This is a genomic window from Calothrix sp. NIES-2100 (assembly GCF_963875285.1).
In the GTDB taxonomy this organism is placed as follows: domain Bacteria; phylum Cyanobacteriota; class Cyanobacteriia; order Cyanobacteriales; family Nostocaceae; genus Aulosira.
This window is the reverse complement of the sequence record NZ_CAWNLA010000001.1, coordinates 8,159,878-8,176,586: the sequence shown is the minus strand read 5'-3', so window position 1 is coordinate 8,176,586 and position 16,709 is coordinate 8,159,878. Positions and strand designations below refer to the sequence as shown.

Genomic DNA, 16,709 nt, shown 5'->3' with positions numbered 1-16,709 from the left:
AGAATCTTCTTTTGATTCTTACCTAAAAACAGACTTGGAAAATGAGGTGATAGGGTGATCAATCCTAGCTCTGGGCAAAGCCCTACACCTCCACAAATTATAAATCTGCGATCGCACGCAGTTCGCTATCGAAGATTGTGGGCATAGCTTTGTTGCCCACAATCTTCGATATGAAAACTCTATTATTAAATGAATTTGCTCTCTTGGCGGAGAGTATTTTGGGATGGGAGCATGAAGGTAAACGAAGTTAGCTGGTCTGATTTAGAACAAGAAGTTGCTCAAGCCGCCTTTCAAAAAGCATACGAGCGAGAAATAAACGCCCTGATTCAGGAAGTTCGCGACAACGCCGTTCAGATTTCCGAATTGGAAGATATCTGGCGTTTGCATAACTTTCTGAGTGCCAAAAGACACGAGATTGATGGTAAGTATGATTACAACTATTCAGTTCTCGTTTTTGTTTTTGCAACTCTGATTAAACAGGGATGGTTACATCTGGATGAACTCAAGGGGCTGGATCAGGATAAACTTACTAAGATTGGCTCTCTTTCACGGATGTAGCTACTAGTAATATCAAGTCCGGTTGAACACTTATTATTAGGGCTGACGCGGGGATAGGGAGACACGGGGACGCGGAGACTTTTTTGATCAGCAGTTAGACTGGCGTTCAATTTGCGCGTAAATGCAGTCTTGTGCAAGCGATCTTGTTCTGATTTGACAGCAGATCAAAGAGGATAGCTTGACTATTGGATTGATGACAATAAAGGTTTGTCCGAAATTAACTTTGACAGGTTAGGCGAAACTACATCAGGGAAGCTGGCAAAATTACGGCGTACCCAATCCATACCGACCTCATTATTGAGTTTAATTTTCTGAGGTGTATCTGGATAAATTTTTCCGAGAATATCTGCATCTTGATCGACTACGACCTTACCAAACTTGAGATAGGTGCTGCCAAATACTTTAAAAGCAGGGTGCTTGGCTTGACCAAATAGCAAAATGTAAGTTCTTGTCCGATTCTCAGCTTCTGGTACAAAGATGTGACATTGGGCTGCTTTACCCAAGGGCATTTCTCCATGAAAAATCACCAGAGATGGGAAATGATTTTCTAGGTGCGCCTTAATGGTGGTGGGTAGCAAAAACAAATCTGGTTTTGTGAGCTTTTCTACTAAACTATAGGGCGCTGTAGGCAAGTCATAAAACGCATGGGAATGATGCCCATCATCAATGAATTGATGGAATTGCACTTTGGTAATCCGAAACAGGTCTCGGTGAGTGCCATTTTGATGATTGTAATCGTGCATATTCAGCAACATAGTTAGTAGATCTGTCTTTACACTTCTATCTGCGGTATGCCCAATAAAGTCTTGAGTGTTGGCAATCTCATTCAACACAGTGGGAATGGGTATCTTTGGCTCGTATCCTCCATAAGACCAGATAAAATCCCCTTGAATGATTAGTTCTAAGGGTTTTAGTAGCGGTAGTGTTTTCTTGTTCGATCCAGGTAAAATAGTACAGCCCGAACTATCAAACTTCAGAGCATGAAACGGACAAACTACGGTACTTATGCTCCGGTGTAGCCCGTCGTAGACATCGCTTTCGACTTCACACCATCCTTCTGATAACATGGCTCCCATGTGTGGACAGGCGTTGGGTAAAGCATGAATGTTTCCCACCGCATCTTTCCACATCACATAGTCATTACCATACAAAGAAATTTTTCGGGGTTGATTCACTGCCAGCATAGACTTATGCGCTAACAACCAGGGCGCACCGGGAAGCATAGACTGCATGGAGTTCCTCCGCAAGCTATAAAATTGTGAAATATCCGTCGTGTTTTTAAAATATGACAGAACATTCACATTTGTCAAGTAATCTTCGTCGTCAACCGAAACAGCAGCGAGGTAAAAAACGAGTCGAAAAAATTTTGGACGCGGCGGCGGCGGTATTTGATGAGATGGGCTATGAAGCGGCGACTACGCATCTAATTGCAGCCAAAGCAGGGACAGCCATCGGTTCTCTATATCAGTTTTTTCCCGATAAAGCTGCGATTTTTCAGGCGATGGAGTTACGTCATGTCGAGCGAGTTAAGGTTTTATGGGCAGAGGTAAACACACCGGAAATTATCGGGTTATCGCTGCGGCAAATGATCCATACCCTCGTAACTGCTGTTGCCCAAATGTTTGAGCAACCAGTATCACGAGTGGTGTTTGTGCAGTTTTTTATGAGGCGGGAGATTTTCCAGTCCATCGATGAAAGTCTGACTCAGGAAGCCATTGACTTTACGTCGAGTCTTTTGCAGCAGAGAAATTCAACCTTGAGTGAGGCGCAATGTAATCTGTTAGCAGAGGTTTGTGTTCACAGCAGTAATGCTCTGATTTTGTCCGCACTGCGTAACCCCGATCAACAGCATCGCCAACAACTAGTGCAGCAGATTGAGGACTTGTTGGTGTCGTATTTAGAGCCGTATGTGGGGGATGGTCGGTTGAGTGATGTAATGAAAGTAATGAAATGTCCTCATTGTCAATCACAGCAGTTGTCTAAAAATGGGTATCGACGGGGGAAGCAGTGCTATCTCTGCAAAGAATGTGGCAAACAGTTTGTGGAGAAATAAGAGCGATCGCTTATATAGAAGACGCATCTGAATTGATCGGACATGAGCAGAGGCGATGTCTGTCTTGAAAAGTGACGCTCCTGCGTCGCTAACGCTGCGCTAACAGATCTAAGGAAGCCTTATCTCCGACGCCAGTTGCTTTCCGACGCAAGGCGACACGCCACTCCCCTCAACGGGGGGAACCCCCGCACGGGGGTGGCTCAGGAACGCACTGGCTCGACTTTTCGCTACGACGGGCTACGCCGCAGCAAGCGTACCCCTCTTTTATGACTTTCGGGAGAGAATAAAGCATAAGACTTTTACCACAAATCTTAATTTCAACGATTCTGTTAGAAAATAACCGCTCAAATGCCTGTTCTATCTACAGTTGAAAATTTGCCTCTTATTTTTCTTTTTCCAAAGTGACACAAGAGGGGTACTGTGCATCAAAGTGTAATTTTGCCTACTACCTAAAGCTAGGAGCGATCGCCATAACATCAATAATTTTGCTTAACCACTTAATTATCATTGAGATTATAGCGGTTATCACTTGGATGCTATACACAGTAAGGGCACAGCAATGCTGTGCCCCTAGGAATTGTCTGTATTATATGCAATTTAGAACTGCGAAAAACACTCTTTCAATTGCAATAGTACCTTCAAGGGTACTATTACTTTACTTACAAATGTATTATCATAATCTTTAAAGTATATTTAAAAACCCACAAAAGTAAAACTTTGCCGTTATGACTTAGGTTAAGGGCTACGAAAAATAAAGGTTTTAGCCAGATACTGAGATGCTTTGCTGTGGTAGGCGATGAGAGCAAAAGGCTTGTTTAAAATATTCTCTAAACGTCGAAAATAATTATTTTATTTAGCGGCTACAAATTATTGAGGATTAACTATGGAACCTATTTCTCTGATTATTGCGGCTTTGGGTGCTGGTGCGATCGCAGCTGCTAAGGATACCGCAGGAACAGCTGTGAAAGATGCCTATCAGGGGTTGAAAACCTTGATTAAGAAGAGGTTTGAAAGTGAACCAAAAGCACAAATGGTTCTGGAAGAACACGAAACAGACCCCGAAACCTATGAAGCACCACTTAAAAAGAAATTAGCTGAAGCTGGTGCTGATAAAGATGCAGAAATTATTAAGTTAGCGCAGGAGTTGCTGAAACAGTTAAAACCTGAAGAGTCAGCAGCAGGTAAATACAATACCGTGTTCCAAGGAGAAGTGAAGGGCGTTCAGGTTGGCGATAGCAACACCCAAACAAATACATTTAGCTAAAAGCCATTGGAGTACCTAGATGGCTGAAGATATTTCTAAATACCAATCTACCTTTGAAAATGAAGTAAAAGGTGCTGTAGTTGGTGATGGAAACATTATCTATAACTATTTCTACTACAGAGAAGAGGTAAAACCTACATCTGTTGATGTTGCTGATGAATCTCTCCCCTGTCCTTATCGGGGTTTGTTTCATTTTGGCCCCAATGATGCGGATGTTTTCTTTGGGCGGGGAATATTTATAGAAGAACTTTATAGTGCAACTAAAACCCATAATTTTATTCCGGTACTAGGTGCATCAGGAAGCGGTAAATCTTCGGTGGTATTAGCGGGATTAGTCCCGAAGTTACAAAAAGAAGGTCATTGGCAGTTTACTCACTTTCGTCCTGGTTCTGTACCGTTTTATGCTTTGGCTGAGGCACTTGTTCCTCTTTATGCACCAGAGTTAGATCGTACTGACCAAATTGCCCAAACACGAAAACTAGCTGGCTACTTGTTCAATAGCACTGTTTCTCTAGCTGATGTTTTCCGAACAATTCAACAAAATCACCCTAATAATCGGGTGCTACTGATTGCTGACCAATTTGAAGAAATTTATACTCTCTGTAACAATCCGGAAATTCGCCGTAAGTTTCTCGATTGCTTATTAGGTAGTTTAGAAACTCCGACTTCTCTGTCTGCATCAGCTAGGGTATTGGTAGCAACGATGCGAGCAGATTTTTTAGGAAATGCTCTCTCTTATCGTCCCTTTGCGGATGTCTTGCAAAATGCTGACTGGAAACTGGGGCCGATGAATCGGGAGGAACTAACACAAGTCATTGAAAAACCTGCTCAAAAATTAGGGGTGACATTTGAAACCGGACTGGTAGAACGCATTTTGAATGATGTAGAAAACCAACCGGGAAATTTACCTTTGTTAGAGTTTGCTTTGACTCAGTTGTGGAATAAGCGATCGCGTAAACAATTAAGTCATAAAATCTATGAAGAAATTGGTCGAGTAGAAGGCGCATTAGCTCGTCATGCGGATGAGAAATATGGCAACTTGACAGATGAGGAGAAGGAAAAAGTCCGGCGGATTTTTATTCAATTAGTGCTTCCGGGTGAGGGAGCAGAAGATACTCGACGAGTTGCCATGAAAACGGAATTGGGAGAGCAAAGCTGGTCTTTGGTCAAACAATTAGCTGATGCTCGGTTGGTAGTGACAAGTCGCAATCTTAGCGCTCAAGAAACAGTAGAAGTAGTCCATGAAGCTTTAATTCGCAATTGGACAGAACTGCGAGAATGGATGAATAAAGACCGCGTTTTTAGAGCTTGGCAAGAGCGACTACGAGCAGCAAAAGGACAATGGGAAGCAACGAATCAAGATTCTGGTTCATTGTTGCGGGGTGCAGCATTGGCCGAAGCAGAAGAACAACTCAAGGAACGCCCAGAAGACTTAATTAATGAGAAAGAATTTATTGATGCTAGTCTTAAGGAAAGTCAACGAATAGAACAGGAAAAGGAAGAACAACAGCACCGAGAATTGAAAGCAGCACAGGAATTAGCACAAGCTAACGACAAAGCCCTTCAAGAGTCAAAAAAACGAGAAGAAGAACAAAAAACAGCCAATAAAAAACTTCTTCAGGGGGGTATATTGTTGGGATTTCTCTTTCTTGCCGCTAGTGGTTTGGGTTTGACAGCATGGAATCAGACGCAACAGGCACAAATCAATCAAGCTGAATCTCTGAGTAGATATTCCTTATCTCTAAATAATGAAAATAAAGACTTAGAAGCTTCCGTCACAGCAATAAAAGCAGGAAAAATCCTACATAGCCAACACAAAACTCAACCAGAAGCTGTGAATGCTTTGCAGACAGTTCTTGTTGGCGCAAGAGAACGAAACCGCTTAGAAGGGCATCAGAGTTCTGTCAATAGTGTGAGTTTCAGCCCCGACGGCAAAACCATCGCCACCGCATCAGCTGACAAAACAGTGCGGTTGTGGAACTTACAGGGGCAACTGCTCCAGGAATTTCAAGCGCATCGCGGTATAGTCAATACTGTGAATTTCAGCCCCGACGGCAAAACTATCGCCACCGCATCAAAGGACAATACAGCGCGGTTGTGGAACTTGCAGGGCCAACTGCTCCAAGAATTTATTGGGCATCAGCGTGATGTTAATAGTGTGAGTTTCAGCCCTGACGGCAAAACCATCGCCACCGCATCAAATGACAATACAGCGCGGTTATGGAACTTGCAGGGGCAACTGCTCCAGGAATTTAAAGGACATCAGAATGCTGTTATGAGTGTGAATTTCAGCCCTGACGGCAAAACCATCGCCACCGCATCAAAGGACAATACAGCGCGGTTATGGAACTTGCAGGGGCAACTGCTCCAGGAATTTATTGGGCATCAGAATGCTGTTATGAGTGTGAGTTTTAGCCCCGACAGCAAAACCATCGCCACCGCATCAAAGGACAAAACCGCGCGGTTGTGGAACTTACAGGGGCAACTAATCCAAGAATTTAAAAGATATCAGAATGCTGTCAATAGTGTGAGTTTTAGTCCCGACGGCAAAACCATCGCTACGGCATCAGCTGACAAAACCGCGCGGTTGTGGAACTTGCAGGGGCAACTGCTCCAGGAATTTAGAGGGCATCAGCTTTCTGTTATGAGTGTGAGTTTTAGCCGCGACGGTAAAACCATCGCCACCGCATCAGCTGACAAAACCGCGCGGTTGTGGAACTTAGAGGGAGAACTGCCCCAGGAATTAAAAGGGCATCAACGTTCTGTCAATAGTGTGAGTTTCAGCCCCGACGGCAAAACCGTTGCTACAGCATCAGATGACAAAACGGCGCGGTTGTGGGACTTGCAGGGAAAACAGCTCCAGGAATTTATTGGGCATCGGGGTATAGTCAATATTGTGAGTTTTAGCCCTGATGGTAAAACTATCGCTACAGGAGCAAATGACAAAACAGCGCGGTTGTGGAATTTGCAGGGACAACAGATTCAGGAATTTATTGGACATCGGGGTACAGTCTTGAATGTGAGTTTCAGCCCCGACGGCAAAACCATCGCGACGGCATCATCTGACAAAACAGCGCGGTTGTGGAACTTGCAGGGAAAACAGCTCCAAGAATTTATTGGGCATCAGAATTCTGTCAGGAGTGTGAGTTTCAGCCCCGACGGTCAAACCATTGCTACGGCATCAGCTGACAATACAGTGCGGTTGTGGAACTTGCAGGGGCGACTGCTCCAGAAATTTAAAGGACATCAGGGTGATGTCAGGAGTGTGAGTTTCAGCCCCGACGGCAAAACTATTGCCACCGCATCTTATGACCATACAGCAAGGTTGTGGAACTTGCAGGGAGAATCATTCCAAGAATTTAAAGGGCATCAACTTCCAATCAATAGTGTGAGTTTCAGCCCTGACGGCAAAACCATCGTTACCGCATCAGCTGACAATACAGCGCGGTTGTGGAACTTGCAGGGGGAACTGCTCCAGGAATTTAAAGGGCATCAGGGTGATGTCAATAGTGTGAGTTTCAGCCTTGACGGCAAAACCATCGCCACCGCATCAGATGACAAAACTATTAAGCTCTGGGATATGGATTTAGACTCTTTAATGCAGCGCAATTGTGATTCGGTACGCAGTTATTTAACTTATAATCCTTTAAAAAATAATCCTGATGTCGGCGAGAGTGACAGGCAGTTATGCGACGGTATTAGCAGATTCAGATAGTTGCACTTTTGTCAAGATAAAAGTTTGGACTTCTCTGCCAGAGGCTGCGCCAACGACTCCGCTCAGCCCTCGACGCTCAGCAAGTGCGTTGATCTGAGATGAAACCCACGCTCCTAGATATCAGGTACTTTATTTCCATGCATTTTGGGCAAACATTAAAAAGATTTCCAGGCAAAATAGAGAAACAGCAAACATTGAGAAGGTAGCGATGGAAATTGCCCAATACATTACCGTAGATCCTGCCATCCACCACGGTACCCCAGTCATTAGCGGAACCCGTGTTCCCGTTTCTATCATCATCGGTTCTCTAGCTGGTGGTATGAGCAAAGAAGAAGTTATGCAAGAATACGAACTCAGTAAAACCCAAGTAGAAGCTGCTCTTAGCTACGCTACAGATCTGGTAAAACAAACTACAGTCACCGCCTTGGGAGCCTAAGCTTTGAACTTCCTCGTCGATGAAAATATGCCCCGCTCCCTTGCACCCCAAATCGCCGTCCTTGGATTTACGGCGCAAGATGTGCGTGACATCGGTTTACGTGGGCATCCTGATGTTGAAGTCATGGAAGCTGCCGTAGCTACGGATGCTATTATCATCACCCGCGACAGAGGACTTGCCGATCCCAGAAGCTGGCCTGAAGCCTTCACCGCCGGAGTCATTTTCATCAACCTTCCCGAGGACACCCCCGCCAGCACCGTCAACGCCAAAATTCTCGAATTGCTAGCCAACCGTTTACCTGTCTCTCTCTTAGGTGCCTTCACAACCCTTGAATCCCGTCGCGCCCTTTGTCGTCCCATTCGCCGTAGATCTTAGATATCTGCCATTGAGTGCCACCTGTAAATGTTCTAATGCGGTGCGATCGCACTATCGCTGCTTAACTTTGCCGTTACCAATCATCTTCTTGTGACTGACGCTCAATTTGCGCGATCGCTAATTTAGTCAAAACCCGCACTACCTCTTGTTGATCGTTGAGTAGTGGCTGTAATGGTTCTAAAGCAGTGCGATCGCCAATTTTACCCAAAGAATTGATTGCTGCTTTCCTCACGTCTAAATCGGAATCGTGAATTGCCAGAATTAAATGCGGCACAGATGGCGGATAATTTACTTGTCCCAATGCTGCTGCGGCTTCGGTGCGGATCAGTGCTTCTGGATCGGTCAAAGCAGAAACTAGCAGGTTGCAAGACTTTTCATCTGACTGTTCTTGCGCTACATGGCCAAGCGCCCCAATTACAGCGCATCGCACATCTAAAGAGGCGGCGTTCAAAGCTTTGTATAGATGCTCTGCTGCTTCTGAGCCAATAAACGCCAACGCCCAGGCTGCGTGACCTTTAATATCTTCTGGATGCTCGTTGGATGCTAAAATATCCAGCAACGCTGGTACAGACGCTTCTCCAGTTCTTGCCAATGCCCCAGCGGCTGAACTTCTGACTACTGTATCCTCATCATTGAGAAAAGCATGAAGCAAGTCTGGTACAGCACTTGGATCGGAGATGATGGTGAGTGTCTTGGCAGCAGCTCTTCGCACCACTACATTCGGATGATTTGCCAGTGCTTCCACCAGAAATGGCGTTGCAGGTTCACCAATTTCACCCAAGGTTTCAGCAAACCGCAGCCGTACCATTCCCCGTGTGTCTCCCAACCCCTCTACAAGTTGTTTGAGGACTGTATGATCACAAGAGTCAAAGGTTTCTAGGGAAATCTGCTCATTCACCCTTTGAACCAGATCATCATTTTCAGCTTGAATTCGCAGGATTGGATCTTCCAGCCCTGGAGTTTGGGAGTTGAGGGATTGACTCATGACAAATTCCTTATCACCGTTATTGTGCAATTATTTTAGTTACCAGCACTCAGAGCAGACTGCTGCACTCGGAGTGCTTCCAGGGTGGCATCAATCTGGATCAGCTGAGGTTCGAGACTAGCAAGTGCTTGTGCCTTCATGACTTTAGCCTTTTGCGCCATTGACAAGGTGTCGCTAACCAGGCGCTCCCGATATTCTTCTAATTCAGCGATCGCTACAGTCAGTTCTTCTGAGATGTCTTGAACATTTGAGGTGAGTTCTGGACTATCAGCCATATCCGTTGTGTTTCCTAAAAATAGATTTTAAATATCCATGTTTGATTTTCTCAGATTCAGTTACCAACAGACAAACCTTTTCGAGCATTTTGGGTAAGCAAATATGCTTATGGTTATTCATCTATGTCGCCAAAATACTCTCGCACACCAGCAATTTTGTCACCGTTGATATCGAAGGAAACGACATTCCGTCCTGTAAAAGGCTGGTTGCGAATAATTCCCTGACTTTCAAACTCAAATGTCACAGTGGTGTCATTACTGGTAACTAGATCAGGTGTACTGAAAATCAGGCGATCGCCCCTGTCTTTGCGCGCCTGTAGTCTAGCAATCAGCTGTTGCTTATCCTCATATCCAAAGGATGTATCTCGCTGCTGACCAACCGGTAGCCAGAACATCACCTCCAAAGCCAGCATATCAATGAAAGGCTGAAAGTTTCCTGTTGCCCATCCTTGACCAAGGTAGTCAAATGCTTGCTGAGCAGTCTGAATTTTTGTACCCTCCATTTGCTTTCCTATCTATATACTGCGCTATACTGCGCTCAATTTTGACACTCCCCGCTCTAAAGAGGCGGGGATTCTACATTCACCGACTCGCCATTAGACAACAGGCTTGCGCCAATTGCCCAAGAGGGCAAATCTCCTGTAGCGTAAGTTCCCGTGTGCCCCACGGTACTGAGTCCTAATCTCAAGATATTGATTGCCGCGTTGATATCTCTGTCTACTGTGTACCCGCAATGAGGGCATACATGAGTCCTAGTAGACAGAGACTTTTTCACGTTTTCGCCACAGCTAGAACAATTTTGGCTTGTGTTATGTGGGGGAACTGCAACAGTTACTTTCCCATATTTATGACCAAGATATTCTAACCATTGCCTGAAAGTGTACCAACCAGCATCACTAATGGATTTAGCCAGTTGTGGGTTCCTCACAAGCCCTTTGACATTTAAATCTTCATAGGCTACCAAGTCGTTAGATTGGATGACGGAGTATGCCAACTTTTTGCAATACTCTTTTCGCTGCCTACTTACTTTTAAATGCTTACGGGCATATAGATTTCTAGCTTTGTGGTAATTGTTAGATTGCTTTTGTTTGGCTTTTCTCTTTTCTGTGCTAAATTTTTTGGACTTCTTGCGATTAGCACGGTTTAACTGTTTTTCCGACTTGCGGTAGAACTGGGGTGATTGTTCCACATTGCCCTTATTGTCAGCAATGAAGTATTTCAAGCCTAAGTCAATACCTACAACCTGATTAGTAGGTTGACTTTCTATTTTGACATCAACATCAACTGCAAACTGGGCATAGTAACCGTCAGCGCGACGCACTAAACGGACACGCTTAAAGAGCTTTATATCGTAGTAGTTAAGGTCGTAGGTTCCTTTTAACTTCAGAGTTCCAATGCCTTTTTTATCTGAAAAAGTGATAGCTTTTCGGTTTGTTGAAAGTTTCCATCCTGTTGATTTATACTCAACCGAACGGCAGTTTTTCTTAAACCTTGGAAAACCTTTCTTTCCTTTGACCTTCCGCTTACAGTTGTCGTAAAACCTAGCTATTGCTGACCAAGAACGCTCAGCAGCAGATTGTCTTGCCATTGAATTAAGTTCATCAGCGAAGGGAAATTCCGCAGCCAGCACCGCACAATGTTTATTAAGGTCATATCTGCCAACCTCTTTGTTATCCATCCAATAACGCAAGCACTTATTTTGGATGAATTGAGATGTACGAATAGCCTCATCTATGGCGCGATATTGCCTGTCTTTTCCTTTAACTTTGAACTCGTAGACAATCATGGCATCGACCAATTAACCACAATCTTATGTTAGCACAAAATACATAAAACCGTCCTTCTAGGACGAGGTTTTAGACCCAATTTTTTGATAACGGTATTGGGCATTGGGCATGGGGCATTGGGCATTGGGAAGAGATGGGAAAAAAACTCCCCACACTCCCTCATCTTCCTTGTCCTCCTTGTCCTCCCTGCCCCCCTTCCCTAGTCTCCAGTCCCCAGCCCCTAGCCCCCATTTTCCAGCTAGGATAAACCCACCTTCACGATGAGGAATTTAATCGCTTTATTGTCACCTTATTAATGGGAGATTTCGCCGCAAACTGATAGGCTAAACCATACTTTTAAGAAACTGCTGATTTTTTATTACAGTTTGTAAAGTTTTTCAGAAAAAAAGAAATCAAAATCACATTTTTTCGGCGATTTTTGTGTTTTTCAAAACATTTTTTATGAGAGAATGTTGTTTCTTCATAAAAGAATGACTAAATGATGATATTTTTTTAATCAAAAAATGAATTATATTTATTTTCAGTTCATCGATTTAAAAAACATAAATTTTGCCTACAATCCTTTACAGGCAGAGCTTCAGGGTTTTCAGCTATAGATTTATACTTGCTTTTACACAGATTATTTTTTTTATAAATCAATTTATTTAAGTATAAATAAAAATGATTATACATATTAGAATAATTATGAAACATTTCTTAACAAAAAATTGGTTCTAGGCATTATAAAAATAATTTGTAAGGGTTTAGAGTAAAACAAAGTAAATGAAAACTCTAATTTGTTGAGCGTTCATTGCTTTGGGTTAATGATTGAAAAGCCTTCACAAAAGATGAAAGTTTTATCAGTCTTACCACTAATACTCATGTCGCAATAAAATCGAAGATTTGAATTTTTGAGGCATGATTATCTATTGGTAAAAAAGCAAAAGCTGAAGAATTCAACTTTTGATTTGAACCCTCATCAATAATTCTCAATTAATCAAAATTTAGGAGATTCACACTATGGTGCAGGATGCTTTTTCTAAGGTTGTTTCCCAAGCTGACGCGAGAGGAGAATATCTCAGTGATGGTCAGTTAGATGCTCTCATCGGTTTAGTTAAAGACGGTAACAAGCGCGTTGATGTTGTTAACCGGATTTCTAGCAATTCGTCTTCCATTGTTGCTAACGCGGTTCGTTCTTTGTTTGCTGAACAACCTCAATTAATTGCGCCTGGTGGGAATGCTTACACCAACCGTCGTGCTGCGGCTTGTATCCGGGATTTGGAAATTATCCTTCGCTATGTTACCTACGCAATTTTTGCAGGTGATGCTAGCGTTCTAGACGATCGGGCGCTGAATGGATTGCGGGAAACCTATCTGGCGCTGGGAACTCCTGGAGCATCTGTTGCAGTTGGTATTCAGAAGCTGAAAGAAGCTTCAATCGCCATTGCTAATGATCCTAACGGCGTTACCCGTGGAGATTGCAGCAGTCTGATTGCAGAAGTTTCATCTTATTTTGATCGTGCAGCAGCAGCAGTTGCTTAAACATCAAAACACCTACTATTAGGCCTCTTGCAGAGAAGCAAAATTGAGTTTAAAAATCAATTTTTGCAAGAAGTCTATTCAACAAATTTTTTGTAAAAGCAATTAGGAGAAAACGTTCAATGACTAAGACACCATTAACTGAAGCTGTTGCAGCTGCTGATTCCCAAGGTCGTTTTTTGGGTAGCACCGAAATCCAAACTGCATTTGGTCGTTTTCGCCAAGCAGCTGTTAGCTTAGAAGCAGCAAAAGCAATCTCTAAAAAAGCTCCTAGTCTTGCTGAAGCAGCTGCTAATGCTGTGTACCAAAAGTTCCCCTACACCACCACCACATCCGGCCCCAACTACGCTTCTACTCAAACTGGAAGAGACAAGTGCGTCCGTGATATTGGCTATTACCTGCGGATTGTTACTTACGGTTTAGTTGTGGGTGGTACAGGCCCAATCGATGATTATTTGATTGGTGGTTTGGCTGAAATCAACCGTACCTTTGAACTATCTCCTAGCTGGTACATTGAAGCTCTCAAATATATCAAAGCTAATCATGGTGTAACCGGTGACCCTGGTGTTGAAGCTAATTCCTACATTGATTACATCATCAATGCTCTGAGCTAATATAGCTTGGTTGATTTCCTGGATCAAATAGTAGCCATGAATTCTCACAAGCTTTTCAGTTTTGTGTAACACGGGTAAGAAAATAATTTGGTAATTTTGCAATCCCGATGAAACTGATTACCAGATAATTTTTGTGAGTATGTAATCCTGTTGCATAAAAACTGAATGTAAAGTTTGCAGCGGTAAAACGTTGCAAAATTGCAAAAGCGTCAAGCATTTGCGTAGTAAGTTTGGAAAGTTTTAAACTCTGACTTCATATTGTGTTAGTTAGTAGGGGCGGGTTCACAGATATGCTCCAATCATTCACGACTATCTGGCTCAACCCGCCCTTACTGACTCAAATACTTGTGTTGTCTGCGTATATAATTTTTCATCTTACTATGCAAGGCTTTTCTTAATGATGAATAAGGTTTATTAAATACTTCGTAGTCAGCACTATAATCCTGTAATTTGAAGCATGAAAATGCTTGCTACGAATTTGACCGTTTTTAGCTGTAACTTAAGAAATTTTTACGTTGAGTCTGATGCCGACAGATTTCTAGAAAATAAGGAACAGATAAGATTATGGCACCGTTAACAGAAGCGAGCCGATTGGGAATTCTTCCGTTTACAGACAGTGAAAAAGTTGAATTGCGCTTTGTGAAAACGGCAGAAGAAGTAAAGTCAGTTATTTGGGGTGCATATCGCCAAGTTTTGGGAAATGAGCATCTGTTTGAAAGTGAGCGACTGACTAGCGCAGAATCACTATTGCAACAGGCGCAGATTTCCGTGCGGGATTTTGTGCGAGCGATCGCGCAATCAGAACTGTATCGTCAAAAGTTCTTTTATTCCAACTCACAGGTTCGCTTTATTGAACTGAATTATAAGCATTTACTCGGTCGTGCGCCCTACGATGAGTCAGAAATTGCTTACCACGTTGATATCTATAATTCTCAAGGTTACGAAGCCGAGATTGATTCTTACATTAATTCTGTCGAGTATCAACAAAACTTTGGAGATGCTATAGTTCCTTACTATCGCGGCTACAAAACTACAGTTGGACAAAAAACCGCTGGATTTCCCCATTTCTTCCAGTTGTACCGAGGCTACGCCAATAGCGATCGCGCCCAAAACAAGCCCAAAGGACAATTAACCTGGGATTTAGCAAAGAATTTGGTATCTCCTATCTATCCTGCTAATGCTGGTTCTTTAACAGGTGTCTCAACGGGGAATCGTGGTGGTAATACCTATCGGATTCGTGTCATCCAAGCGGCTTCCCCTAACTCACCGCGCATTCGCCAAAGTATCACCGAAGTAGTTGTGCCATACGATCAGTTATCAAATCGCTTACAACAACTCAATCGCCAAGGGCGCAAGGTAATCAGCATTGCTCTTTCATGAAAATGGGGCATTGGGCATTGGACATAGGGCATTGTTCCCCACACTCTCCCACACTCCCCACACTCCCTCATCTTCCTAAGCGCTAGGGCGTGTTTTCAAACTACTCATTATTCCTAACATTCCTCTTCGATCCCCCTAAATCCCCCTTAAAAAGGGGGACTTTAAGACTCTCTTTGCCCCCCTTAAAAAGGGGGGTTGGGGGGATCTAAGACTTTGAAAACACGCCCTAGCCCATATTTTCAAATCAGAAGCTTCCTTCTGCCCTCTGCCTTTGTTTATAAAAGTTGTTTACCCAGGAGATTTTTAGATGGCTATTACAACAGCCGCATCCAGACTCGGAACCTCTGCGTTTAGTGACGCTGCTCCTATTGAATTACGTTCCAATGCTGGTAAAGCAGAGATTGCACAGGTAATTAGTGCTATTTATCGTCAGCTTTTAGGTAATGATTATTTGTTAGAATCTGAACGGTTAAAAGGTTTGGAATCGCTGCTGACTAATAAGAATATTACAGTCCAAGAATTTGTTAGGCAGTTAGCGAAATCAGAACTGTACAAATCTAAGTTTTTTTCTAATAACTTTCATAGCCGTGTTACAGAACTAAATTACAAACATTTGCTAGGACGCGCTCCTTATGATGAATCTGAGATAGCCTATCATTTGGATTTATACCAAACTAAAGGCTACGACGCTGACATTGATTCTTACATAGACTCACCAGAATATCAGAGCAATTTTGGGGATAATATTGTGCCCTTTTATCGGGGATTCAGCAATCAATTAGGACAAAAAACTGTCGGCTTTACCCGAATTTTTCAACTATATCGCGGTTATGCAACCAGCGATCGCTCCCAAATTCCTGGCAATTCTTCGCGTTTGGCTAGCGAATTGGCAAGAAATAGCGCCTCAACAGTGATTGCACCTGCGGGTAGTAATAATGGCTTTGCTTATCGTTCTTCCGTCAGAGGACAAACCCCCAGCACCGCATTTCAAGGTTCGCAAACCTTTGGTGGCGGAAGACTTTATCGTGTTGAAGTTGCCAGCATTTCTCAACCTGGTTATCCCAAAGTTCGCCGCATCAACAAGGCAGTAGTTATCCCCTACGAAGAGTTATCCAATTATTTGCAACAAGTTCAACGTCGCAATGGCAAAATTGCCAGCGTTACGCCACTTTAGGGGCTAGGGGTTAGGGGTTAGGGGCTAGGGACTAGGGAGACAAGCAGACGCGGGGACGCGGGGACGCGGAGAAATAATTAATAGACTTCTTGCAAAAGTCCTAATTTTCGCGTTCTTCTTTGCGTCTTTGCGGCTTTGCGTGAGCTTTTGAAACGAATACTCAACAACGCCAAAATATTTATGCAAGAAGTCTAATGAAAAATTGCCCAATACTTCGACTCCGATCAGTACAAGTGCCCAATGCCCACTTGCCCTGAGCGAAGTCGTTCGCGTAGCGTCTCGCAGAGAAGGGATGCCCAATGACAAATTTTCCTTAATAGGTAGGATATCAAATGGTTTATCAAAATCGGAGTTTTCAGGTTGAAGTGTCGGGATTGCAACAAAATGACGTTACAAGTCAAAATAATTACCCGATTCGCTCTAGTGCTAGTGTGTTCATTACAGTACCTTTTAGCCGTTTTAATGAAGAACTCCAGCGGATTAATCGTTTAGGGGGCAAAATTGTCAATATTCAACCGCTGACGTTGAAGATTGATGAAAATTAGTAGTCTAATTTGAAAATAGGGACGTTTGGG

The 16,709-nt window shown here is 43.3% G+C and carries 15 protein-coding genes and 2 pseudogenes; 12 read left to right on the top strand and 5 right to left on the bottom strand.

The window, feature by feature from the left end; all coding sequences use genetic code 11:
- The first annotated feature begins 231 nt into the window (after positions 1-231).
- A complete protein-coding gene (locus tag AACU32_RS33315; RefSeq protein ID WP_096608287.1) occupies positions 232-558 on the top strand; it encodes a hypothetical protein in 327 nt (108 codons plus the stop codon).
- Between the two features lie 182 nt (positions 559-740).
- Here the strand turns inward: AACU32_RS33315 and AACU32_RS33310 are convergent, their stop codons facing one another.
- Positions 741-1,781 (bottom strand): Rieske 2Fe-2S domain-containing protein, encoded by a 1,041-nt coding sequence (locus AACU32_RS33310; protein WP_339378724.1) that lies wholly within the window; start codon positions 1,779-1,781, stop codon positions 741-743.
- A gap of 62 nt (positions 1,782-1,843) precedes the next feature.
- Between AACU32_RS33310 and AACU32_RS33305 the strand changes: the two are divergent.
- The 6 genes and pseudogenes from AACU32_RS33305 to AACU32_RS33280 form a co-directional block, all read left to right on the top strand.
- A pseudogene (locus AACU32_RS33305) lies at positions 1,844-2,446 on the top strand (TetR/AcrR family transcriptional regulator); the annotation flags it as partial.
- Positions 2,447-2,503: 57 nt separating this feature from the next.
- Positions 2,504-2,605: pseudogene (locus AACU32_RS33300) on the top strand (IS1/IS1595 family N-terminal zinc-binding domain-containing protein); the annotation flags it as partial.
- Positions 2,606-3,494: 889 nt separating this feature from the next.
- The gene (locus AACU32_RS33295; RefSeq protein WP_096606255.1) at positions 3,495-3,875 is read left to right on the top strand and encodes a hypothetical protein; all 381 of its coding nucleotides are present in this window, start codon (positions 3,495-3,497) and stop codon (positions 3,873-3,875) included.
- 19 nt (positions 3,876-3,894) lie between these two features.
- The gene (locus tag AACU32_RS33290) at positions 3,895-7,590 is read left to right on the top strand and encodes a WD40 repeat domain-containing protein (RefSeq protein WP_096606254.1); all 3,696 of its coding nucleotides are present in this window, start codon (positions 3,895-3,897) and stop codon (positions 7,588-7,590) included.
- Positions 7,591-7,798: 208 nt separating this feature from the next.
- Positions 7,799-8,026 carry a DUF433 domain-containing protein gene (locus AACU32_RS33285; protein ID WP_096606253.1) on the top strand — a complete coding sequence of 76 codons (228 nt, stop codon included), beginning with the start codon at positions 7,799-7,801 and terminating at the stop codon, positions 8,024-8,026.
- Positions 8,027-8,029: 3 nt separating this feature from the next.
- The gene (locus tag AACU32_RS33280) at positions 8,030-8,401 is read left to right on the top strand and encodes a DUF5615 family PIN-like protein (protein WP_339378488.1); all 372 of its coding nucleotides are present in this window, start codon (positions 8,030-8,032) and stop codon (positions 8,399-8,401) included.
- Between the two features lie 73 nt (positions 8,402-8,474).
- Here AACU32_RS33280 and AACU32_RS33275 read toward each other — a convergent pair whose 3' ends face one another.
- The 4 genes from AACU32_RS33275 to AACU32_RS33260 all read right to left on the bottom strand — a co-directional run bounded on the left by AACU32_RS33275 (position 8,475) and on the right by AACU32_RS33260 (position 11,447).
- Positions 8,475-9,386 carry a HEAT repeat domain-containing protein gene (locus tag AACU32_RS33275; protein ID WP_096606251.1) on the bottom strand — a complete coding sequence of 304 codons (912 nt, stop codon included), beginning with the start codon at positions 9,384-9,386 and terminating at the stop codon, positions 8,475-8,477.
- A 35-nt stretch (positions 9,387-9,421) separates the two neighbouring features.
- Positions 9,422-9,661 (bottom strand): hypothetical protein, encoded by a 240-nt coding sequence (locus AACU32_RS33270; RefSeq protein WP_096606250.1) that lies wholly within the window; start codon positions 9,659-9,661, stop codon positions 9,422-9,424.
- Between the two features lie 113 nt (positions 9,662-9,774).
- Positions 9,775-10,164, bottom strand: coding sequence for a nuclear transport factor 2 family protein (locus AACU32_RS33265; RefSeq protein WP_096606249.1), 390 nt, complete (start codon positions 10,162-10,164; stop codon positions 9,775-9,777).
- Positions 10,165-10,220: 56 nt separating this feature from the next.
- Positions 10,221-11,447 carry an RNA-guided endonuclease InsQ/TnpB family protein gene (locus tag AACU32_RS33260; RefSeq protein WP_096606248.1) on the bottom strand — a complete coding sequence of 409 codons (1,227 nt, stop codon included), beginning with the start codon at positions 11,445-11,447 and terminating at the stop codon, positions 10,221-10,223.
- Positions 11,448-12,447: 1,000 nt separating this feature from the next.
- Here AACU32_RS33260 and AACU32_RS33255 point away from each other — a divergent pair.
- The 5 genes from AACU32_RS33255 (at position 12,448) to AACU32_RS33235 (ending at position 16,679) form a co-directional block, all read left to right on the top strand.
- On the top strand, positions 12,448-12,969 hold the full coding sequence (locus tag AACU32_RS33255) for a phycocyanin subunit beta (protein WP_339378487.1): 522 nt from the start codon (positions 12,448-12,450) through the stop codon (positions 12,967-12,969).
- 119 nt (positions 12,970-13,088) lie between these two features.
- On the top strand, positions 13,089-13,580 hold the full coding sequence (gene cpcA / locus AACU32_RS33250) for a phycocyanin subunit alpha (RefSeq protein WP_096606247.1): 492 nt from the start codon (positions 13,089-13,091) through the stop codon (positions 13,578-13,580).
- A 564-nt stretch (positions 13,581-14,144) separates the two neighbouring features.
- Entirely contained in the window at positions 14,145-14,960 is an 816-nt protein-coding gene (locus tag AACU32_RS33245; RefSeq protein WP_096606246.1) for a phycobilisome linker polypeptide, read from the top strand.
- Between the two features lie 307 nt (positions 14,961-15,267).
- Positions 15,268-16,134, top strand: coding sequence for a phycobilisome linker polypeptide (locus AACU32_RS33240; protein WP_096606245.1), 867 nt, complete (start codon positions 15,268-15,270; stop codon positions 16,132-16,134).
- Positions 16,135-16,466: 332 nt separating this feature from the next.
- Positions 16,467-16,679 (top strand): phycobilisome linker polypeptide, encoded by a 213-nt coding sequence (locus tag AACU32_RS33235; RefSeq protein WP_096606244.1) that lies wholly within the window; start codon positions 16,467-16,469, stop codon positions 16,677-16,679.
- The last annotated feature ends 30 nt before the right edge of the window (positions 16,680-16,709 follow it).